The organism is Pseudomonas sp. YuFO20 (genome assembly GCF_035064975.1).
GTDB classification, from domain to species: Bacteria; Pseudomonadota; Gammaproteobacteria; order Pseudomonadales; family Pseudomonadaceae; genus Aquipseudomonas; species Aquipseudomonas putida_AE.
This window is the reverse complement of sequence record NZ_JAXDEO010000054.1, coordinates 1-20,172: the sequence shown is the minus strand read 5'-3', so window position 1 is coordinate 20,172 and position 20,172 is coordinate 1. Positions and strand designations below refer to the sequence as shown.

Genomic DNA, 20,172 nt, shown 5'->3' with positions numbered 1-20,172 from the left:
GACTAAAGCGCTGGAACAAGCACTGTCTAATCACTCTCACCAACCGCATTATCGAGCGAATCTATTGCCCTTTAAATACAGCTGATTGGACGCACAGAACCAACAGTGAGATCGTCTACGCTCAAAATCAAGCCTACCAGTTGCTACACCCTTCCCCCGCCAGCAGGTGCCGTCATGGACATCAAACAACTCAAGTTCCTGATCGCCCTGGAGCAGACCCGCCACTTCGGCCAGGCCGCCGCGCGCTGCCACATCACCCAGCCGACCCTGTCGATGCGCCTGCGTAACCTCGAGGATGAACTGGACCTGGTACTGGTTACCCGCGGCCAGCGCTTCGAAGGCTTTACCGAGGCCGGTGAAAGGGTACTGGCGTGGGCCCGGACCCTGCTGGCTGCCCACGATGGCCTGTTCGCCGAAGCGGCCGCGTGTCGTGGCCAATTGGTCGGTAACCTGCGCCTGGGCCTGGTGCCGCTCAGCAGTTTCAATCCGGTCAGCTATATCCAGGGGCTTTCGCGCAGCTTTCCCGAACTCAAGTTCAGCCTGTCTTCACTCAGTTCAGACCAGATCATCGAGGGGCTGGGCAATAACCAACTCGACCTGGGCGTGTGTTACCTCGACCACGTCAACCCGAACTATTTCGAGTTTTTCGAGATCGGCGAAACCCGCGTCGGCCTGCTCTACGACACCCGTCACTTCCGTTTCGACGGCACGCAAATGAGCTGGGAAGATGCCGCCGAGCTGCCACTGGGCATGCTCAGCAACGGCATGCACTATCGTAAATCCATCGACCTGAGTTTCCGCAGCCGCGGGCTCGACCCGCAGCCGATCCTGGAAAGCGATTCCACCTACCAGTTGCTCCAGGCGATCCACGAGGGTTTTTGCTGCGCGATCATGCCCCTCGATAGCGGTCTGGAAGCGCCGATCGAACACCTTTCCTTCATCAACCTGCCCGATGCCAGCGTGCTGGCGCCCCTGGGTTTGGTCATGCGCAAGACCGAACCGCGTTCGGCGATTGCCGAGAAGTGTTTCGCACAAGCGCAGCAGTTATTTCCCGCAAAGAACTGATATTCACTTCGAGGTTCTTTGCTAAAGTCACGGGCTCAAAGCGCCTTTGCAAGGAACATCCGCTTGAGCCCCACGCCTTCCCAGAACAGTCAACCAGACCAAACAAAGCCTGCTGCAATCAGCCTGCGCGAAGCGTTCCGCTTCTGGCTCAAGCTCGGCTTCATCAGTTTCGGCGGGCCGGCGGGGCAGATTTCGATCATGCACCAGGAGTTGGTCGAGCGCCGACGCTGGATCTCCGAGCGACGCTTTCTGCATGCCCTCAACTATTGCATGCTGCTGCCCGGCCCAGAGGCCCAGCAACTGGCGACCTACATCGGCTGGCTGATGCACCGGACCTGGGGCGGCGTGATCGCAGGCACGCTGTTCGTGCTGCCGTCGCTGTTCATCCTGATTGCCCTGTCCTGGGTGTACATCGCCTTCGGTGAGGTGCCGGCGGTGGCCGGGTTGTTCTACGGGATCAAGCCTGCGGTGACCGCCATTGTGCTGCAGGCGGCACACCGGATCGGCTCCCGGACATTGAAAAACGGCTGGATGTGGGGCATCGCCGCCGCGTCATTCGTGGCCATCTTCGCGCTCAACGTGCCCTTTCCCTTGATCGTGTTCGGCGCGGCAATCATCGGCTATTTCGGCGGGCGCCTGGCACCGGAAAAGTTCCGCACCGGAGGCCACGGCGCTGCGCAAAAATCCTTTGGCGCGGCATTGATCGACGACGACACACCGACCCCCGAACACGCCCGTTTCAGTCGCTGGAAATGGCTGCACCTGGCCCTCATTGGCGCGGTGTTGTGGACACTGCCGATGGCCACCCTCACCGCCCTGTTCGGTTGGGACGGCACGCTGACGCAGATGAGCTGGTTCTTCACCAAAGCGGCGCTGCTGACCTTCGGCGGTGCCTACGCGGTGCTGCCGTATGTGTACCAGGGCGCGGTGGGGCATTATGGCTGGCTGACGCCGACGCAGATGATCGATGGTCTGGCGCTCGGCGAAACCACACCCGGGCCGCTGATCATGGTCGTGGCCTTCGTCGGTTTTATCGGCGGCTACGTGCATCAGGTGTTCGGTCCCGATCAGGCCTTTGTCGCCGGTGCCGTTGCCGCCATGCTGGTGACCTGGTTCACCTTCCTGCCTTCGTTCCTGTTCATTCTCGCCGGTGGCCCTTTGGTGGAATCGACGCACAACGAACTCAAATTCACCGCGCCACTGACAGCGATCACGGCCGCTGTGGTCGGGGTGATTGTCAATCTGGCGTGTTTCTTTGGCTACCATGTGCTGTGGCCTGACGGCTTCGACGGTCGGCTGGATTGGCCTTCGTTGTTGATCGCGATCGCGGCGGCGATTGCCTTGCTGCGGTTCAAGCGCGGGGTGATCGAAGTGTTGGCTGGTTGTGGGCTGGTCGGACTGGGCGTGCACCTGCTTCGCTGAAAACAGACGTTTACAGGTTTCGCTTTCACCCCTAGTATCCAGTCACTGCGGATAGCTCGTTATCCGCCACCGACGATTTCCCCTGCTGGAAACCTGAGTCATGAGCACCTCACCGTCAGAGCACCACTTGCTGGATGTCTCGATCCTGACCACCCCTGTGTTGGTCGTGGGTGACATTGCCCCATGAAACGCATCGTCAACCTGCCCATGGCCCTGCGCCGCTCCAAACTGCGTCACTCCGCACGCCCGCCGGATAGCAACCTGCTCGCCTGATCGCGTCCACGATTCGTCGAGCCCCTCTCCTTTTTGCTATCGCTGCCAGCCCGCGGCGGATCTTTATCCGTCGTCGAGCCCTGGCCTGAATCCGTGCGTCCGCGGGACGCCCACGTGAGTGACGAACAATGAAATTTGCAGCCCTTGAAGACGCTCAATCCTTTCTGGCGAACAACCCCGATATCGACATGATCGAGCTGTTCATTCTCGACGCCAATGGCGTACCGCGCGGCAAGCTGTTGCACCGTGAGGAACTGCTGGCGGTGTATGAAAGCGGTCGCCCGCTGCCCAGCACCATTCTCGGCCTGACCTTGCAAGGCGATGACGTCGAGAACTCCGGGCTGGTCTGGGACGTGGGCGATATCGACTGCCGCGCCTATCCGCTCGAAGGCAGCCTGGTGCGCTTGCCGTGGCGGCAGATTCCGACGGCGGCGGTGCAGGTCAGCATGCACCCGCAAGAAGGCATGCCGGCGAGCATCGCCGACCCACGTCATCTGCTGATCAAGGTCATCGACCGCCTGAAGGCCGAGGGTTACCACCCGGTGATGGCGTGCGAACTGGAGTTCTATCTGCTGGACGCCAAGCGCGACCATAACGGCCGCCCGCAACCGGCGCTGGACGCTGACGGTGGTCGACCGCGACACACGCAGGTCTACGGCCTGCGCGAGCTGGAGCAGATCGAACCCTTCCTCGCCGACCTCTATGCCGCGTGCAAGCTGCACCGCATTCCGGCGCGCACGGCGATTTCCGAATACGCCCCGGGACAAGTGGAAATCACCCTGGAACACGGCGATGCCTTGCAGGCGATGGATCAGGCCGTGCGTTACAAACGCCTGGTGAAAGCCGTGGCCCACAAGCACGGCATGCAAGCTACGTTCATGGCCAAACCCTTCGATCATCTGGCAGGCACCGGCATGCACATGCACGTCAGCATCGCCGACGCCGAAGGCTGCAACCTGTTCGCTTCCGAGGACCCGGCCGGTACCCCGCTGCTGCGCACGGCCATCGGCGGCATGCTCGCCAGCCTGCTCGATTCGCTGTTGCTGTTCTGCCCTAACGCCAACTCCTACCGGCGCTTCCAGGCCAACAGCTATGCGCCGTTGGCCCCGACCTGGGGCGTCGACAACCGCACCGTCAGCCTGCGCGTGCCCGGTGGCCCGGCCAACAGCCGGCACATCGAACACCGCATCTGCGGCGCCGACGCCAACCCCTACCTGGCAGCGGCGGCGATCCTGGCCGGCATCCATCGAGGCATCAGCGAGAACCTCGATCCGGGCGAACCGGTGCAAGGCAACGGCTATGCGCAGGCCACGCAGTTGCTGCCGACCGACTGGCTGACGTCACTGACGGCGCTGGAAAATTCGGTGTGGGCGCGGGATGCGTTGGGCCAGGAATTCCTGGGGGTTTATCTGGCGGTCAAGCGTGCAGAGTATCGGCAGTTTATGGCCGAAGTGGGTGAGCAGGATTGGCGTTGGTATCTGACTGAGGCGTGAGCCGCCCGGTCGACCCTACGCATTCCCCCTGTAGGAGCGAGCTTGCTCGCGAAGGCGGTGTGTCATTCACCATTGATGGTGACTGATACGACCCCTTCGCGAGCAAGCCCGCTCCCACAGGGTTTGCGCCAAGCTCTCTACCTCTTTTGCCTGGACACTGACATGACTCAGCAACGCTGCAATTCCTACTACACCGCCACCCTCAACCACGAAACCGACTACCCCACCCTGCAAGGCCAGCACCGCGTCGACGTCGTCATCATCGGTGGTGGTTTTACCGGCGTCGCCACGGCGGTCGAACTGGCTGAAAAGGGCCTGAAAGTCGCCATCGTCGAAAGCCACAAGATCGGCTGGGGCGCCACCGGGCGCAACGGCGGCCAGGTCACCGGCAGCCTCTCGGGCGACGAAGCGATGCGCAAACAAATGCGCCGCACCCTCGGCGAAGAAGTCGATGACTTCATCTGGCACCTGCGCTGGCGCGGTCACCAGATCATCGAGCAACGGGTGGAGAAATACGCCATCGCCTGCGACCTCAAGCACGGCCACTTGCACGCCGCCTACAAGCCCGGCCACATGGACGGTTTGCGCAAAGACCATGACGAAGCGCTGCGCCGTGGCATGGCCGACGACGTCAGCCTGCTCGACCGCAGCCAGGTGCGCGACCTGCTGCAAAGCGACCTCTACCACGGCGCGATAAAGAACACGCGGAACATGCACCTGCACCCGCTCAACCTGTGCATCGGCGAAGCGCGGGCAGCGGAAAGTCTCGGCGCATTGATCTTCGAAAACAGCGAAGTGCTGGAGATCATTCACGGTGACAAGCCAGGCATACGCACCGCCCACGGCCGCATCGACGCCAACCAGGTGCTGCTGGCCGGCGACGTCTACCACAAGCTGGAACCGGGCAAGCTCAAGGGCAAGATCTTCCCGGCCATGGGCGGCATCGTCACCACTGCGCCGCTGGGGGACCTGGCCAAACAGATCAACCCGCAAGACCTCGCGGTCTACGACTGCCGCTTCGTCCTCGACTACTACCGCCTGACCGCCGACGGCCGCCTGCTGTTCGGCGGCGGCGCCAACTACAGCGGCAAGGATTCGCGCGACATCGCCGCCGAGTTGCGCCCGTGCATCGAGCAGACGTTTCCGGCACTCAAAGGCGTGGCCATCGATTACCAGTGGAGCTGCGCGATGGGCATCGTGATCAACCGCATCCCGCAACTGGGCAAACTCTCGGACAACGTCTGGTACTGCCAGGGCTACTCCGGGCACGGCATCGCCACCACCCACATCATGGGCGAAATCATGGGCCGGGCGATCACCGGGCAACTGGAACACTTCGACACCTTCGCCGCCTGCCAACACATCCGCGTGCCCATGGGCAACCTGCTCGGCAACCCGATGCTGGCGGCGGGCATGTGGTACTACCAGATGCTGGAGCGACTGCGTTGAGTCATCTGCGAAGTTGAGGCAACACCCGAATCCACTGTGGGAGCGAGCTGCTCGCGATAGCGGTGTATCAGTCAACATTGAAGTCGCCTGACACATCGCCATCGCGAGCAAGCTCGCTCCTACAGTTTGTGTTTCATTGAGACATAGCGCTCAAGCCTCCGCCTGCACCACCTCGATCCCCAACTTGCGGTAATCCTCAACGTTGCCCGTCGCCACATGACGCTCGGTGATCAGCGTGTGCAGACGCTCACAAGGCGCCACCACGAAAGGCTCCACCGCGCCCAGCTTGTCCGCCGTGGTGACGGCAATGACCTGGGTCGCGCTGTCGAGCATCGCCTGCTTCACCGGCACTTCATCGAAATGCAGGGAGCTGATACCGACTTGCGGATGAATCGCACAGACTCCGGTAAACAACAGATCCGCCTTGATGCCCTCGAGCAAGCGCAGGGTTTCATGGCCGCTGGCCGACATGGTCGCAGGATTGAGTTGTCCCCCCGCCAGGATCACCTTGATGCCTTTGAATTCGGACAAGGTAATGGCCGTCATCGGCGACGCGGTGACCGCCGTGATGCAGATGTCCGGTGGCAGCAACCTCGCAATCTGCAACGTGGTGGTGCCTGAGTCGAACATCACGATCTGGCCGCTCTCGACCCGACTCGCCGCCAGTTGCGCCAACCGGGTTTTGACTTCGTCGGTCTCGCTGATCCGGGTGAAGTAGTCCTTGCCCGTGTCCTTGGGACGTGGCAAGGCACCGCCATGTACGCGCTGCACCAGCCCGGCGCTGTCCAGCTCTGCAAGGTCCCGGCGAATGGTGTCCTCGGAAACCGCGAAATGCTGGCTCAATTCGGCCGCCATGACCTTGCCGTCACGTTCCAGGATCAAGAGGATTTTCTGCCGGCGCAGTTGCGGGAGTTCGGCTGCGGAATGCTGGTCGTGCATGATATTGCCCGTTTGTGCGCGAAGTTGCCTGTTTGCGAGAGTAGCCAAACAACGCAGGAAACACAAACACGCCAGCAGGTATCAATTCTTTCGATCTTTCAAATCACCAAGCCGAATTTTTTATTTGCGCCCGACCTGTTCAAGATGAGCGCCATCACCCCTGTATCGGAAACAAACGTCATGAATATCAATTTCGCCTTCGCCTGTATGATCGTGGTTTCGTTCACCATCGCCTTGGTCCATACCTGATTCGCAACAACGCGCTCCCTTGCTACGAACGGTGCCTCAACGCCGTTCTCCTTTTGTAACTCAATGCTGTAATGGATCGAAACGTTATAGCCAGCTATCTCAGGGCAATAGCTACAGGCCACCGTCGGTCGATAAAAACTGCAGTAATAACCCTCTTAAATTTCCGTGATCTAGTCTGAATGCAAGTTCGGCTGGAGCGCACTCCATGTCATTGACCGAAGAGCAAAAACCGCAGCGACGCAAGGAAATGCGCCTGTTTCTCTTTCTTGTCGTTTGCCTGTTTCCGTTACTTTCAGTCGCCATCGTCGGCGGTTACGGTTTCATCATCTGGTTTTTCCAGATGCTCTACGGCCCGCCCGGACCACCCAACTAAAAGCCTTCCATTAGAGCCTGTTGGAGTCAGCCATGGATGAACCCCTGCACATAGCCAGCCTTGTGGTACTTGCCCGACCTGAACTGTTTGACGCCGTCAAAGCCAACCTGCGTTTATTGGACGGCGTGGAGTTACATCAGGAAAGTGCCGCCGGCAAACTGGTGGTAGTCCTCGAGGCCGTACACGAAAACCAGATCCTGCAACGCATCGATCAAATCAACAATTTGCCGGGCGTGCTCAACGCCGCGCTGATCTATCACGAAATTCTCGATCCCGCGGGAGACATCCAATGAGCATGTCGCGCCGAGCATTCGTCAAGGCCCAGGCCGCCGCCATCGCAGCCTCCGCGGCCGGCCTGCCGATCTTCACCACTGCCAGCAACCTGGTGACCGAAGCGGACATGGTCACCCTTGACTGGAACAAGGCGCCCTGCCGTTTCTGCGGCACCGGTTGCAGCGTGATGGTCGCGACCCGGGACAATCGGGTGGTCGCCACCCATGGCGACGTCAAGGCCGAGGTCAATCGCGGGTTGAACTGTGTGAAGGGCTATTTCCTGTCCAAGATCATGTACGGCGTGGATCGCCTGACCCAACCGCTGCTGCGCATGACCAACGGGAAGTACGACAAGCAGGGAGAGTTCCAGCCGATCAGCTGGGACAAGGCCTTCGACATCATGGAAGAAAAATTCAAGCAGGCCCTGAAAAACAAGGGGCCCGAATCGGTCGGCATGTTCGGTTCGGGTCAGTGGACGGTGTGGGAAGGTTATGCCGCCAACAAGCTGATGAAGGCCGGCTTTCGCAGCAACAACATCGACCCCAATGCCCGTCATTGCATGGCCTCGGCGGTGATGGGATTCATGCGCACCTTTGGCATGGACGAGCCCATGGGTTGCTACGACGACATCGAGGCCACCGACGCCTTTGTGCTGTGGGGCTCGAACATGGCGGAGATGCATCCGATCCTGTGGAGCCGTGTCACCGACCGGCGCCTGAGCTATCCGCACGTGAAAGTCGCGGTATTGTCGACCTTCGAACACCGCAGCTTCGAACTGGCCGACATCCCCATGGTGTTCAAGCCGCAAACCGACCTGTTGATTCTCAACTATATCGCCAACCACATCATTGAAAGCGGCGCGGTCAATCAGGACTTCATCAGCAAGCACACGCGCTTCGCGAAGGGCGCCGACGATATCGGCTACGGCTTGCGTGCCGATGATCCGCTGGAAAAACAGGCGAAGAATGCCGACAAGGCCAATACCTGGACGGACATGTCCTTCGAACAGTTCGCTGAGTTCGTCAAACCCTACACCCTGGAACGCACCGCGAAGGAAACCGGGGTGGCGCCTGAACGCATCAAGGCCCTGGCCGAACTTTATGCCGATCCCAAGTGCAAGGTCGTGTCGTTCTGGACCATGGGCTTCAACCAGCACACCCGCGGGGTGTGGGCCAACAACCTGATCTATAACATCCATCTGCTCACGGGCAAAATCAGCGAACCGGGCAACAGCCCTTTCTCGTTGACCGGCCAGCCATCGGCCTGTGGCACCGCGCGCGAAGTGGGGACTTTCTCCCACCGCCTGCCCGCCGACATGGTGGTGACCAATCCGAAACACCGCGCCACCGCGGAAAAAATCTGGAAACTGCCCGCCGGCACCATTCAAGAGAAAGTCGGCTTTCATGCGGTACAACAAAGCCGCATGCTCAAGGACGGTGTGCTCAACGTCTACTGGACCCAGGCCAGCAACAACATGCAGGCCGGGCCCAACATCATGCAGGAAGTCCTGCCGGGCTGGCGCAATCCGGAAAACTTCGTGATCGTCTCGGACGTCTACCCCACCGTTTCCGCCCAGGCCGCCGACCTGATCCTGCCCAGCGCCATGTGGGTGGAAAAGGAAGGCGCCTTTGGCAACGCCGAACGCCGCACGCAATTCTGGCATCAGTTGGTCAGCGCCCCCGGAGAGGCCAAGTCTGATCTTTGGCAACTGGTGGAGTTTTCCAAGCGCTTTACCACCGATGAAACCTGGCCCGCGGAGTTGCTGGCCAAGGCACCGGAGTACAAGGGCAAAACCCTGTTCGAGGTGCTGTTCAAAAATGGCCAGGTCGACGAGTTTCCGGTCGAGCAGATCGAGACCGGCTACAAGAACGATGAAGCCAAGGCCTTCGGTTTCTACCTGCAGAAGGGTCTGTTCGAAGAGTACGCCCAGTTTGGTCGCGGTCATGGCCATGACCTGGCGGCCTTTGATCGTTACCACACCGAGCGTGGCCTGCGCTGGCCGGTGGTTGACGGCAAGGAAACCCGCTGGCGTTACCGCGAGGGGCTCGACCCCTACGTGGAAACGGGCAGCGAAGTGCAGTTCTACGGCTACCCGGACAAGAAGGCGATCATCTTCGCCCTGCCCTATGAGCCACCGGCTGAAGCGCCGGATGCCGACTACCCGTTCTGGCTGAGCACCGGCCGAGTCCTTGAACATTGGCACACGGGCACCATGACCCAACGGGTCGATGAACTGTACAAAGCCGTGCCGGACGCGCTGGTCTACATGCACCCCGAGGACGCCAAGGCCATGAAGGCACGCCGCGGCAGTGAAGTGAAACTGATCAGCCGTCGCGGGGAAATCCGTGCCCGCATCGAAACCCGTGGACGCAACAAACCGCCACGCGGCCTGGTGTTCGTGCCGTTTTTCGATGCCAACAAGCTGATCAACAAGGTCACGCTCGACGCCACCGACCCGATCTCCAAGCAGACCGACTACAAGAAATGCGCGATCCGCATCGAGTTGATCAGCGTGGCTTGAGGAGAACCGTCATGACTTTTCGCATCCTGCCGTTGTTCCTGCTCGCCGTGATGGGCGCGGTGATCGCCGCCGAGGTCGATTACCCGCTGGATGCTTCGGGCCCGGACGGACGCCGGCCCGGCGGCACCCTGACGCAAAACGCGCCTGCGCCGCCACTGGCCGACGATGAAAACAAAGACCTCAAGCGCGAGCGCAACTACCCTGACCAGCCGCCGACCATCCCCCACAGCATTCGTGGCTATCAGATCGACAAGAACGGCAACAAATGCCTGTCCTGCCACAGCCGGGCCAACAGTCCACGCAGCCAGGCGACGATGATCAGCATCACCCACTACATGGACCGCGACGGCCAGGCGCTGGCGGCTGTCTCACCGCGTCGCTACTTCTGCAACCAGTGCCATGTGCCGCAAAAAGATGTGCTGCCGCTGGTGGGCAACAGCTTCGAGACCATCGACAAAATCCTGCAAGACGACGCCAACGCCGCGCAGAAACCTTGAGGAGTCGCCATGAAAGCATTGTTCGCCCTGCTTAAGGACTACTGGGGCATCCTCTGTCGGCCGAGTGTTTATTTCAGCCTGGGATTTCTGACGCTGGGAGGTTTTATCGCCGGGATCATTTTCTGGGGTGGTTTCAACACGGCCCTGGAGCTGACGAACACCGAGAAATTCTGCATTTCCTGCCACGAGATGCGCGACAACGTGTTTGTCGAACTGCAGGACACCATCCACTACACCAACCGCTCGGGTGTGCGCGCAAGCTGCCCGGACTGTCACGTGCCCCATGAATGGACCCACAAGATCGCGCGTAAGATGCAGGCATCGAAGGAAGTCTGGGGCAAGCTGTTCGGCACCATCGACACCCGCGACAAGTTCCTCACCCTGCGCCGTGAACTGGCCGAACATGAATGGGCCAGGCTCAAGGCCAACGACTCGCGCGAATGCCGTAACTGCCACAATTTCGAGTTCATGGACTTTACCCGCCAGGGCAAACGGGCGGCGGCCATGCACTCGACCTCATTGGCCAACGGTGAGGCAACCTGCATCGACTGCCACAAGGGCATTGCCCACAAGCTACCCGATATGAGCGGCGTCAAAGGCTGGTAGCTATTCAGTTGCTCGCGACATGATCCACATGGTCGGCCGTCACCAGCGACTTCAGCGACGCATCGAACTGTTTCAACGCATTCACCTGCAACACCGTTTGCTGATTGATCTGCGCGGCAATCTGCGGCGCGGCTTTGCCATGCACCCACACCGAGGGCATCTGCTCGGCACGTGAACCCGCAGCCTGGCCGATGTATTGCAGGTTCGCATCGTAGAACTTCGCCACAAACCGCGCTTCAACCTGATTGTTGCGTTTCGACACCAGGCGACTGTAAGTGTCGAGCATCACCACCACATCCGGATGCGCCTGCACCGCCGCATCGAGGCTGTCGTAGACCGTCACCGCCGCGAACTCCTTCTGCAATGATCCCAGCAACCAGCCGATCGCCCGCTGCGGATCGGAACTGTCGACGAACGCCTGGCTGATCCGCGAATCCAGCCCAGGATTCTGTGCCCCTTTCACCGCCACATCGTGGTAGCTCTCAAGGTATTGCTGGGTATTAAGGGTGTTTTCGCTGTAGAGCACCGCCACTGTTTGCGTGTGTTGCAAACGAGCGGTGCTGTCGGCGATCGGCAGGAAACGGCAGGACGGATCGGCAGCAATAGCCGGTGCGGTAGCAGCGATGCCACCGCTGAATACGGCGACAAAAGCCAGCAGGGTCGAGATTCTCATCGCGCTTATTCCTTCAATGGCGAGATCGGTATCACGCTATCTTCCTCCCTTGGTGGAAAAACTGAACTTGCATTGCTTAATGATGGGTATCGAGCAAATGAATGGATGCTATGACGGCAACTGCTCGCCCGGTTTCCCGCAGGCGCCGACCTGAGGCACCAGTTGGATATCGACACGACGGTTGGCCGCGCGGCCGGCCTCGCTGTCGTTGCTGGCGATTGGCTGGCTGTCGGCAAACCCCTGGACCGCGAAACAACTGTCGGGGATATCCCCCATGCGCTGCATCCAGCTGCGCACGGCTGAAGCGCGAGCGTGGGACAACTGCAGATTCTGCTCGGCATTGCCCTTGGCATCGCTGTGCCCGGCGATGACGATCAACCAGTCAGGTTGGGCCTTGATGTCGACCAGGGCGCTGATCAATACCTTGGTAGAGCCTGGCTTGAGTTCGGCGCTGCCGGGGGCGAACAGCGACAGGCTGTCCAGACGCACCGGCTCGGGAACAACGGGTGGCGCCTGGAACACACTGGTGAGGCGATTCACGCCCTCCTTGTCCGGGTTCACCAGCCAGGCCATCCAAGGGACACCCGCAGCCAAGGTGACCGTCGCGGCGACCGCGAACAGCCAAGGGCCAATCCGATGCATCTTTTTCTGCTTGGCGCCCGACAGCACGACAGGCATCGGCGGCGTCGGCAGGATCACCACCGGCATCACCTGGGGCGGTGGCGGCAACCTCGTCGACAAGGCCACCGCGTCGAACACCCCGTGTGTCAGCCCATGGCTCTGGGCGTGGCTCTGCGCCAGTCGCTGCAACAGGCTGTCGACTTGCTGGCGCAGGGCGTGCAATGAACCCGGCGCGGGCTGCGCCTGTCGATCCAGACCTGCATGCAGGCGCTCCAGCCCAGCGCCCAATTGAACGATCGCCGGCAGACTCCAGTGTCGTAGCTCCAGGCTTCGCAGCAGGGGCTGCAGGCAGGCGAACAGCCAGGCCAGGATTTCCAGGCGCGCCGGCTCCATCGCGGGCCACAGGGTCGGCCATTCGCCGACCAGCGCCTCGATCAGCGCGATCCCCTGAGCCATGCCCTCCAGGCCGTGGCGGTGACTACGGGCCAGTACGAAAGCCGCGGCCGTTTGCAACTCCGCACCGTTGCGCTGGAACAACGCCAGGCACAACTGCTCCACCTTGGCCCAATCCACATCCGGGCAGGCCGGATGACTCAGTCTGGCCAACTCTTCACGCAGCGCCTTGAACTCACTGAAGGCACCCGGATCGCCACCGAGCCTGATTCGCATTTCAAACAACGCTGTCATCGCGCATTCCTTTGGTTAAACAGTTCCCGACGTCGACAGGTAGTGCTGCCGCTTCAAGTGACGCACCAGGACATTGCCCCCTGGCGTCAGGGTGGTGCCGAAGGTCACTCGCTGGCCCCCTTTTAGTTGCACCTCGAGGCTGTACTCCAGATGACCCGGTCGGGTCTGGGGCAACAGCTCGATGCCTATCGTGGACACCCGCGGCTCGTACTTGGCCAGGGTGTCGCCCATGGCACTCATCAGTCCATGCGCCGATCCGGGCAGCCCCTGGAGGATCTGGCCCATGTCCGGCAGGCCATAATCGGGCAGATGGTCGAGCGCGCCGGCCCGGCTGTTGAGGATGCGGCGCAAGTTGTCCAGCACAGAGAGCGTGCACTGATCCTCTTCGGCGACCTGATGCAGATCCAGTTCGCCGTCGAAGTTCTGCAGGAGTGTCTCGTACAGCGAGGGGTTGAGATCGCTCATCCGTCACTCCTTGGCCAGTGGGCGTAGGGTCAGGCGGTTGTCCCCCAGCTCGATCACCCGCACCCGGTCCGGATCGAGGTCATCGCGGGCCAGGGTCAGGCGCCAGTTATCGGTCCGGCTATCGAACTCACGAAACAAGGCAACCACGGCAACATAGCGGGCCTGCTTGTCCAGGGGGATGTTCAGCTGCGCGCCCTCGTCGGGCTTGATTACCAGGGTTCGTTTGTCCAGCAGATCGGCACTCAGCACGCGCTCGTCGTGGCTGAGCAGGCTGTCATAGTTCGCCCTTTCCAGCGCCTTGCGGTCACGCAGTTGATAAACCCGCACCAGGGTCGGCACGGATAACGCATTCATGTCGATCCCGGCGGTGTTCAGTGCCGCGCGCCCGTTGAGGTCCAGGCGCAGGGTTTTAACCTGCTTGTAGAAGATTGCCTGTGTGGTCGAGGTCGTCGCGTCGGTTACGCTCTGGCTCACCCCGCAACCGCCGAGCACTGCGAACGAGGCGATCACCAATGATTTATAAACGGTACGCGCCATGCTTTATCTCCCTTTCCCGGGGTTTGTCCCGCAGGCCTTGATAGCGACCCAGATTGATCGTGATGGTGGTGCTTTCGCCGGCCTGCCAGGCATCGCTGTCCAGGCCCAGCACCGCAGTCATGCCCAACAACACCTGCGCGCCTCCCAACAACGGTGGCGGCAGGCTGTGCAGGGGCAACGCCAACTGCAGCCTTGCCGTGCAACGCCAACCCAGGTACACCCGCAGCAGTGCCAGCAGATCGTTGTACAACGGGCCACCGGGCAGCCAGCCACGAGCCTCGTCCCGGTCTTCGGTGAACAACGCCAGATGCAACTGGCTGTTTGCGTCGTAGCCGACACAGCCCAGGGGTGTGCCTTGGGACAGTCGCACCGGATGCATCGGGGACAGGCTAGCCGGCTGCGCCAATAGCACTTTCTGCGGCCAGTGGGGAGTCACCTGTGCCCGGGTTTCGGGGGCCAGCAGCTTGACCAGCGCAGTGATGCCTTCGGCGTTTCGGGTGGGCAGGCGCATCACGCTAAGCAAGGCGAGGAAGCGAGATATCGGCGTGCCGACCCGCCCGGCCGTTCCGGGAATGCCCAGGCCAATCAGCCCCAACAGGCATTGCGAAGTCGCATCCGTGCCACCGGCTTCGAAGGTCGCCGGATAGGAGTACTTGCGCCATATCCGATAGAACTGGGTGAAGATCCGGTGGTTGAAAATGTCGAGGAAGGCTTCAAGTGCCTCGTGCCCCTCCCGTCGCTGGGCGATATCGTCCAGAAAAGCCGTCGGCAATGGCGAGTCCACGCCGTACAGACCCAACAGACGCGTGCGCACCGTGGCCGGTCGCCCAGGGTGTTTATCGTCGGTTTCAATCGCCTTCAATTCACCGACGGGAAAACTCATGCCGGGGTCTGGCCGAAAGCGTACCGGATCATCCGCCGGCGACGTGGTGCCGCCCAGTGGCGGGTGGTCGGGCAACGCCCGTTCGAGCAACTGGCAGAAGCGATACAGTTGCGCCTCGGCCACCCGCCCCTTCAGTGCCTCCAGTAAACCGCCGGCTTTCAGCCGGGAATACGCTGACTGTGGTTCTCGTTCCATTGCAGGCACGTTCCAGTAGGTTGCAGGATCAGCGTGAGCTGGTTGAAGAGGTGGATGTCGGCGTACAGGCCGAAGAAGCGATTGAGCATTTCGCCGAACAGGTTGATGTCGCCCTCACCGCTGAAGCCGTTGGCGTCCAGCGTGACTTCGATGTCGACCCCGCGCAGCAGAAAGCCCTTTTCGAAGCGCTGTATCAGGTGGTGTTCGACCTCGACAATCGCCGCCAGACGACGTCGGTTCAGCTCGCTGCCCGTCCAGTCGTACAACGCCAGCGTGCCGCGCAGCACTTCGGCGTTGTCGAGCATCGGCAGGAAGTTCGAGCCGAGATGGCTCAGCACCCGCCAGTGGAAGCGGTCGCGGTTGGGCGGATAGCACGGCAAGGTCGGCGCACACAGGTTGCGCACGCGCAAGCCGACCTCGATGGATTGCACCGGTGTATCGAGCAAGGTGCCTTGCAAGGCCTTGCGCGGCAGCTGGCCGTGGGTACCGGTCAGGCGCAGCGACAGGCTTTCGCTGGTATCGAGTCGATCCTGATCGAAACCTTCGCCGCCCAGGATCAGCCAGGTGTCATGCAGGCCATTGGGGCCGCGCTTGAGTCGCGTATGGAAATAGCGCTCGGGCGCTTCGTCACGCAACATGCCGCCCTTGTGCCGAAAGCTGGTGAAGGGCACGTATTCGTGGCGCACGGCATTCTTCGACGCGGTGACCCGGTCCACCGAATAAATCTCCGTATGACCGTCCTGCAAACGCATGGGGCGAAGCAGGTAATCGGTCTGCAAAGGCGCCAGGGTCATGGGGTCGGACTCCAGCGTGAACAGGTTGATCACCGGCACGCAATGCAGGCGAATGTGCTCGGCGTTCGGCGTGAACGCCTGGGGCAACGGCTCGCTCAACACCACCTCGAGTTCGAACCAGGGGGTATTTGGTGCCAGCTTCAACTGCTCGAGTCCGCAGAGGGTGACGAACATGAATTTCTCGCGAAAGGTGAAATATTCCAACAGCAACTGATAGCCGCTGAAGGCACTGTCGCCCTTGGGCCACAGGCGATCCTCGTCGCCGAACCCCTTCGGCGAAAAATAACCCTCGAGCAGAGAGCGGCCCGTCTGGTCAGGCAGGCGTACATATAAGGCTTGAGCGTTCAGGGTCAGCGCCTGATGCAGCGCACTGGCCAGCGCGGCATCGGCATTGAGGTACAACGGCAGGCGGCTCAGGTCGATCTCGCTGCCGTCGGCCATTGCCCCGCAGGCAAAGCGCAATCGCAACAGCGAGCGACCGTCCGGTTCATAAGCCACCTGCACGCTTTCCAGCGCCAGCGGCTGTAATGTCAGGTCTTGGGTCGTGGTGTAGCGGCAACGGGTACGCAGCGGCCCGATGGGTTGCGACAGCACTTCGAAGCCGCTGGCGATCCGCTGGCTGCGCTTCATCTCTGTGAGCTCGGGTATCAGCTCGACAATCGAGAGCGATGGAATGGTGCGCAGGTAATGGGGCCAGAGCAGGCTGACCAGGCCTTCGGTCAGCTCCGGCAGGTCATCGTCGAGTTTTTCCCGCAGCCGCCCCATCAGGAAGGCAAAACCTTCAAACAGGCGCTCCACGTAAGGGTCGCGCGCGCCCGACTTGTCCAGGTTCAGTTGGGCCGCCCGGTCCGGAAAGGCCTCGGCGAACTCCTTGCCGGCCTCGCGCAGGTAGCGCATCTCGGCGTCGAAATATTGCAGTGTCAGATTGTCGATGCTCATGGAAAGAATCCTGATAAAGAAGGTTTAGCCACAGAGCACTGCGGCGCGTACCGGGTCGACAGCCACCAGCGCTGCCAGCAGCGCCTCCATCCGCCGGGTCAGGGTGGGTTTGTCTGTGTCATTGCGTTGAGCCTTCAAGCGCAACAGCTTGAGCAGGCGCGCCTTGACCTCGAAACTCAGCTCGGACTCCCATTCCGCCAGCCCATGCCGTTGCCCACAGGCATCCAGTTCGCCCAGCAGGTGAATGGCCAGCTCGCTCTTTCCGTATTGCTCGGCCACCCGAGCCATCAGCAGGCGCAACAGCCAGCGTTGGCGACCGGTATGGATGCCCGGGCGCGCGGCCAGCCAGGCCAGTGAGTGCTCGACGCCATCGTTGTCGGCCTGGGCCAGGGCTTCGCCTTCGAGTGACAGGATCTCGGGGTCTGCGCAGGTAGCTGCTACGGGTGGTGCCGCCAGCCATTGCTGGGGGCGATTGCCACAGACGTGCTGGCTGATCCATTCGCGGGTGGTCTCGTCCGCCAAGGGCGATCCGTCGCTCCAGCACAATGCCTCCAGCCCTGGCAGGCGCTCGAGGAACATGCCCAGGTCGCGCTTGGCAATGTCGGCCCAGCTGTCCTGTGGCGCAGGCTGCTTGCTCAGTGCCTGGTAGAGGTACCACTGCAAATCCAGCCAGAAGTGGTTCACGCCCTCGGCGTAGATCCGTTCCACCAGATCCAACAGTTCACTGAAGCTCTGTTGCAGATGCAGGCGCTTGAGTTGTGCCCGGTATTCGCCACGGGGTGGAGTCAGGCGAGTCTTGCCGCTGGCATCCTGAAGCGGTGCTTCATGCACGGTGTCCCAGCGCAGGCTTTTCATCAGGCGATGCGCCGCCAGCCAACCCTGGGGCTGCTCGCGCAGGTAGCCGGCCAGCGCCCGGCCGCTGTCCAGCAGGTCACGCCCGGACTTGATGGCCGTGGGGTCTGGGGCGGCCGTTCGGGTGTTTTTCTCGTGGCTGGCGCTGTTCTGCGGGACCAGCGCGTCGACCCCGCCGGATTGCGCCAATCGCGCAGACAACGCGGCATACAGCGCACCGAAGGCGGGACGCTGATCCTGAGGCCAGGCCGCGAGCCCGTGCTCCAGCCAGGCCAGCGCCGCCACCGTACGCTCGGCCTCGTTCTTGACCACTTCGGGGTAGCGCGACAGGGTGTCGAGCACCTTGCTGCTCGCCAGCCACTCCAGCGCCATCTTGCGGCTGTTGGGACGCGCAGGCAGCACCTGGACGGCGTAGCGTTCCAGCATTGCGGCCAACAGGTTCAGGCCGTCGGCCAAGCCCGCTTCGCCGTCCCTGTGCAAACGTGCCCAGATGTAATAAGTGACTACCCGCAGATCCTTGCACGATCCATCCAGCAGCGTCTGCGCCAGTTGGATGACCTGTTCGACGTCGGCCCCGGACAGCTTGTTGACCTCCTCACGCATGCGCTGGAAATCATCATCGCAGGCCGGATCTTCCCCGGCGGGCAAGTCCGCGCTGATCGGCTGCAACCAGGATTGCCAGTGCCCTGCCTGCGCCCGGGCAAGGCCCACGGCATCCCGCTCCCCGAGGCAACGTTCGATCAATCTGTCCAGGCTCATTCAAACCTTCCATTCAGTGCATAGGGCACGGCTTTTTCGTCCTTGCCGAGAAAGATCTGCGTCGGCAACTTGAAGCCACGCAACCTGAGCAGCGCCATCGGCCCTGCCCCCAGTTCGGTGCGCAGATACCAGGTCAGGCCAATGCCATCGGGCGCCTTGAGCACCATCCGAAAACGGCTGTCGCCGTCATCCAGTGGCGTGACTTGGGCCTGCTCCAGCAGGCGGATCAGGCCCCAGGTGCCCGGGTAGTCGCCAAACAACCGTTCGTTGGCCCGCACGCTGGTCCAGGTCAGGCTCGCGCCGGGGTATTGGCTGCGACCCGGCCAGTTGAAGCGCTGCCAGCTTTCCTTCTGGTTGAAGTACTCGTGCTGTTCGCCGTTGAGGGTGAAAGTGGTCTGCACCACGTCGCGCACCGGTTTGCCTTGCAGTTCGAAACTCAGGCCCATGCCGCCGTCGGTAAACAGCACGTCGGCCAGGTGACTGAGCTGGTTGATCGCCTGGATGAACTGCGGGTTGAAGCGCAGGCCCTGGCTGTGTTGTGCGTCGGCCACCCAGCGGCTGCCTTCCTTGCGCAGCAAGCCGCCCAACTCGCGCTGCAGAAATTGCTCGAGACGCCCGGAGTCGGCGCGGATGATCTGCCCGAGCATCGGCAACGAGGCGTCGCTGGCGGTGGCCGCGAACGGATAGCGGCCGGTAAAGGCTGCGTCCCATTCACTGACGATCGCCCGTTGCCACTGACGGTTGAGGCTGCTGGCCGAAGGTTGCAGGACGCGCTGCCAGGCCTGCTCCAGCGGCTGCACGAACAGGGTCTGGCCAATGCCGCCCCACTCCGCGCCGAGGCTGGCGGCGAGCTGGCTGCCGTAGGCGCGGGTGTCGGTGAGGTCAATGCTTTTTCCCTGGAACACGGTCTGCGCCAGGGTCTGGGTCATGTCCTGCGGGTCGGCGGCATGGTTGACCTGCTGCAGGGTCAGGCGAGTGCGCGTGACCTGGTTGAGGAAGGCTTGCAGACTCAGGCGTTCGCGGTCGTCCTGGCCTTCGGGGGTTTTGCCGAGCAGGGCCAGCAGCGGACCAAAGGTGGCATCCAGGGGGCCTTTCGGTCCCTGCAATTGCTGCTCGATCAGCGGCCCTGGGGCCTGGGCGATCAGCTTTTGCGCCGAACTGATCAGCGAGTCGGCCAACGCCTGGGTCCGAGTGCCGGCTTGCCCCTGATAAGCCAGAGTGTTCATCAGGGCGATCAGCGGCGACTGGCGCACGTCGCTCATCAGGGTCAACTGGTCGATCACCTCGCCCAGGCTGTTGGCCGGCTGCCAGCGCACGCGGTTGAGGAACTTCAGCCAGGCGCTGGCGTAGTCCTGGAAGTAGCGCCGGGTCAGGCGTTCGCGCAGCATGTCCGGGGTCAGCTCGGCGGCGATGTCGCCGGGCTGGTCGCTGAGCACCCAGTCGATCTCCTCGCGCCGCGCCTCGGCGATGGCGTCGATGGCCGGGCGCACCTGGCCCTCCCAGGCCTGACGGGTGAATACACCTGGCACGCTGGCCTGGCTGACGAACAGCGCCCGTGCCTCGGTGTCGCCAACCATCTGTTGCAGGTTCAACGCCGGGTAATGGTT

19 protein-coding genes are annotated in these 20,172 nt (G+C 61.8%); 10 read left to right on the top strand and 9 right to left on the bottom strand.

Annotated elements, in window-relative coordinates; genetic code table 11:
- The first annotated feature begins 174 nt into the window (after window positions 1-174).
- The 4 genes from SOP85_RS24900 to SOP85_RS24880 all read left to right on the top strand — a co-directional run bounded on the left by SOP85_RS24900 (window position 175) and on the right by SOP85_RS24880 (window position 5,702).
- Entirely contained in the window at window positions 175-1,065 is an 891-nt protein-coding gene (locus SOP85_RS24900) for a LysR family transcriptional regulator (RefSeq protein ID WP_274076698.1), read from the top strand.
- A 63-nt stretch (window positions 1,066-1,128) separates the two neighbouring features.
- The gene (gene chrA, locus SOP85_RS24895) at window positions 1,129-2,487 is read left to right on the top strand and encodes a chromate efflux transporter (protein ID WP_323628551.1); all 1,359 of its coding nucleotides are present in this window, start codon (window positions 1,129-1,131) and stop codon (window positions 2,485-2,487) included.
- Window positions 2,488-2,888: 401 nt separating this feature from the next.
- Window positions 2,889-4,253: a glutamine synthetase family protein gene (locus tag SOP85_RS24890; protein ID WP_323608257.1), complete on the top strand. Its 1,365-nt coding sequence runs from the start codon at window positions 2,889-2,891 to the stop codon at window positions 4,251-4,253.
- 162 nt (window positions 4,254-4,415) lie between these two features.
- Complete coding sequence (locus tag SOP85_RS24880; protein WP_323628550.1) at window positions 4,416-5,702, top strand: NAD(P)/FAD-dependent oxidoreductase; 1,287 nt, start codon at window positions 4,416-4,418, stop codon at window positions 5,700-5,702.
- Between the two features lie 150 nt (window positions 5,703-5,852).
- On the opposite strand, the gene SOP85_RS24875 is transcribed toward SOP85_RS24880, so the two are convergent.
- Window positions 5,853-6,641, bottom strand: a complete 789-nt coding sequence (locus SOP85_RS24875) for a DeoR/GlpR family DNA-binding transcription regulator (protein ID WP_323608254.1) — start codon at window positions 6,639-6,641, stop codon at window positions 5,853-5,855.
- On the opposite strand from SOP85_RS24875, the gene SOP85_RS24870 reads away from it, so the two are divergent.
- The 6 genes from SOP85_RS24870 to SOP85_RS24845 all read left to right on the top strand — a co-directional run bounded on the left by SOP85_RS24870 (window position 6,534) and on the right by SOP85_RS24845 (window position 11,160).
- Entirely contained in the window at window positions 6,534-6,890 is a 357-nt protein-coding gene (locus SOP85_RS24870; RefSeq protein ID WP_274076778.1) for a hypothetical protein, read from the top strand. The genes SOP85_RS24875 and SOP85_RS24870 overlap by 108 nt on opposite strands.
- A 205-nt stretch (window positions 6,891-7,095) precedes the next feature.
- Window positions 7,096-7,263: a periplasmic nitrate reductase, NapE protein gene (gene napE / locus SOP85_RS24865; protein WP_046817268.1), complete on the top strand. Its 168-nt coding sequence runs from the start codon at window positions 7,096-7,098 to the stop codon at window positions 7,261-7,263.
- Between the two features lie 32 nt (window positions 7,264-7,295).
- Window positions 7,296-7,556 (top strand): chaperone NapD, encoded by a 261-nt coding sequence (locus SOP85_RS24860; protein ID WP_077185768.1) that lies wholly within the window; start codon window positions 7,296-7,298, stop codon window positions 7,554-7,556.
- On the top strand, window positions 7,553-10,057 hold the full coding sequence (gene napA / locus SOP85_RS24855; protein WP_274076693.1) for a nitrate reductase catalytic subunit NapA: 2,505 nt from the start codon (window positions 7,553-7,555) through the stop codon (window positions 10,055-10,057). Before SOP85_RS24860 ends, napA begins: the two co-directional genes overlap by 4 nt.
- An 11-nt stretch (window positions 10,058-10,068) precedes the next feature.
- Window positions 10,069-10,554 carry a nitrate reductase cytochrome c-type subunit gene (locus SOP85_RS24850; protein ID WP_274076692.1) on the top strand — a complete coding sequence of 162 codons (486 nt, stop codon included), beginning with the start codon at window positions 10,069-10,071 and terminating at the stop codon, window positions 10,552-10,554.
- A 9-nt stretch (window positions 10,555-10,563) separates the two neighbouring features.
- Window positions 10,564-11,160, top strand: coding sequence for a cytochrome c3 family protein (locus tag SOP85_RS24845; protein ID WP_274076691.1), 597 nt, complete (start codon window positions 10,564-10,566; stop codon window positions 11,158-11,160).
- A 4-nt stretch (window positions 11,161-11,164) separates the two neighbouring features.
- Here the strand turns inward: SOP85_RS24845 and SOP85_RS24840 are convergent, their stop codons facing one another.
- The 8 genes from SOP85_RS24840 to SOP85_RS24805 all read right to left on the bottom strand — a co-directional run.
- On the bottom strand, window positions 11,165-11,833 hold the full coding sequence (locus SOP85_RS24840) for an ATPase (RefSeq protein WP_323628549.1): 669 nt from the start codon (window positions 11,831-11,833) through the stop codon (window positions 11,165-11,167).
- A 108-nt stretch (window positions 11,834-11,941) separates the two neighbouring features.
- Window positions 11,942-13,141, bottom strand: a complete 1,200-nt coding sequence (locus tag SOP85_RS24835) for an OmpA family protein (protein WP_323628548.1) — start codon at window positions 13,139-13,141, stop codon at window positions 11,942-11,944.
- 15 nt (window positions 13,142-13,156) lie between these two features.
- Window positions 13,157-13,606 (bottom strand): type VI secretion system baseplate subunit TssE, encoded by a 450-nt coding sequence (tssE, locus tag SOP85_RS24830; protein WP_274076688.1) that lies wholly within the window; start codon window positions 13,604-13,606, stop codon window positions 13,157-13,159.
- Window positions 13,607-13,609: 3 nt separating this feature from the next.
- Window positions 13,610-14,143: a type VI secretion system lipoprotein TssJ gene (gene tssJ / locus SOP85_RS24825; RefSeq protein WP_323628546.1), complete on the bottom strand. Its 534-nt coding sequence runs from the start codon at window positions 14,141-14,143 to the stop codon at window positions 13,610-13,612.
- Window positions 14,124-15,221, bottom strand: a complete 1,098-nt coding sequence (tssG, locus tag SOP85_RS24820; RefSeq protein WP_323628544.1) for a type VI secretion system baseplate subunit TssG — start codon at window positions 15,219-15,221, stop codon at window positions 14,124-14,126. The genes tssJ and tssG overlap by 20 nt, the downstream gene beginning before the upstream one ends.
- On the bottom strand, window positions 15,185-16,954 hold the full coding sequence (gene tssF, locus SOP85_RS24815; protein WP_323628543.1) for a type VI secretion system baseplate subunit TssF: 1,770 nt from the start codon (window positions 16,952-16,954) through the stop codon (window positions 15,185-15,187). Before tssF ends, tssG begins: the two co-directional genes overlap by 37 nt.
- A 24-nt stretch (window positions 16,955-16,978) precedes the next feature.
- Window positions 16,979-18,565 (bottom strand): type VI secretion system protein TssA, encoded by a 1,587-nt coding sequence (gene tssA / locus SOP85_RS24810; RefSeq protein ID WP_323628541.1) that lies wholly within the window; start codon window positions 18,563-18,565, stop codon window positions 16,979-16,981.
- The coding region (locus SOP85_RS24805; RefSeq protein ID WP_323628540.1) for an ImcF-related family protein at window positions 18,562-20,172 on the bottom strand (1,611 nt) is incomplete at its 5' end. The genes SOP85_RS24805 and tssA, both read right to left, overlap by 4 nt.

Excerpts from the sequence above, each read along its gene's own strand:
- SOP85_RS24880 (WP_323628550.1), top strand. The coding sequence starts at position 4,416 with ATGACTCAGCAACGCTGCAATTCCTACTACACCGCCACCCTCAACCAC.
- tssE (WP_274076688.1), bottom strand. The coding sequence starts at position 13,606 with ATGAGCGATCTCAACCCCTCGCTGTACGAGACACTCCTGCAGAACTTC.
- SOP85_RS24875 (WP_323608254.1), bottom strand. The coding sequence starts at position 6,641 with ATGCACGACCAGCATTCCGCAGCCGAACTCCCGCAACTGCGCCGGCAG.
- tssJ (WP_323628546.1), bottom strand. The coding sequence starts at position 14,143 with ATGGCGCGTACCGTTTATAAATCATTGGTGATCGCCTCGTTCGCAGTG.
- napA (WP_274076693.1), top strand. The coding sequence starts at position 7,553 with ATGAGCATGTCGCGCCGAGCATTCGTCAAGGCCCAGGCCGCCGCCATC.
- tssA (WP_323628541.1), bottom strand. The coding sequence starts at position 18,565 with ATGAGCCTGGACAGATTGATCGAACGTTGCCTCGGGGAGCGGGATGCC.
- SOP85_RS24845 (WP_274076691.1), top strand. The coding sequence starts at position 10,564 with ATGAAAGCATTGTTCGCCCTGCTTAAGGACTACTGGGGCATCCTCTGT.
- SOP85_RS24890 (WP_323608257.1), top strand. The coding sequence starts at position 2,889 with ATGAAATTTGCAGCCCTTGAAGACGCTCAATCCTTTCTGGCGAACAAC.
- SOP85_RS24850 (WP_274076692.1), top strand. The coding sequence starts at position 10,069 with ATGACTTTTCGCATCCTGCCGTTGTTCCTGCTCGCCGTGATGGGCGCG.
- SOP85_RS24835 (WP_323628548.1), bottom strand. The coding sequence starts at position 13,141 with ATGACAGCGTTGTTTGAAATGCGAATCAGGCTCGGTGGCGATCCGGGT.
- SOP85_RS24870 (WP_274076778.1), top strand. The coding sequence starts at position 6,534 with ATGCTGGCTCAATTCGGCCGCCATGACCTTGCCGTCACGTTCCAGGAT.
- SOP85_RS24860 (WP_077185768.1), top strand. The coding sequence starts at position 7,296 with ATGGATGAACCCCTGCACATAGCCAGCCTTGTGGTACTTGCCCGACCT.
- tssG (WP_323628544.1), bottom strand. The coding sequence starts at position 15,221 with ATGGAACGAGAACCACAGTCAGCGTATTCCCGGCTGAAAGCCGGCGGT.
- tssF (WP_323628543.1), bottom strand. The coding sequence starts at position 16,954 with ATGAGCATCGACAATCTGACACTGCAATATTTCGACGCCGAGATGCGC.
- napE (WP_046817268.1), top strand. The coding sequence starts at position 7,096 with ATGTCATTGACCGAAGAGCAAAAACCGCAGCGACGCAAGGAAATGCGC.
- SOP85_RS24900 (WP_274076698.1), top strand. The coding sequence starts at position 175 with ATGGACATCAAACAACTCAAGTTCCTGATCGCCCTGGAGCAGACCCGC.
- SOP85_RS24840 (WP_323628549.1), bottom strand. The coding sequence starts at position 11,833 with ATGAGAATCTCGACCCTGCTGGCTTTTGTCGCCGTATTCAGCGGTGGC.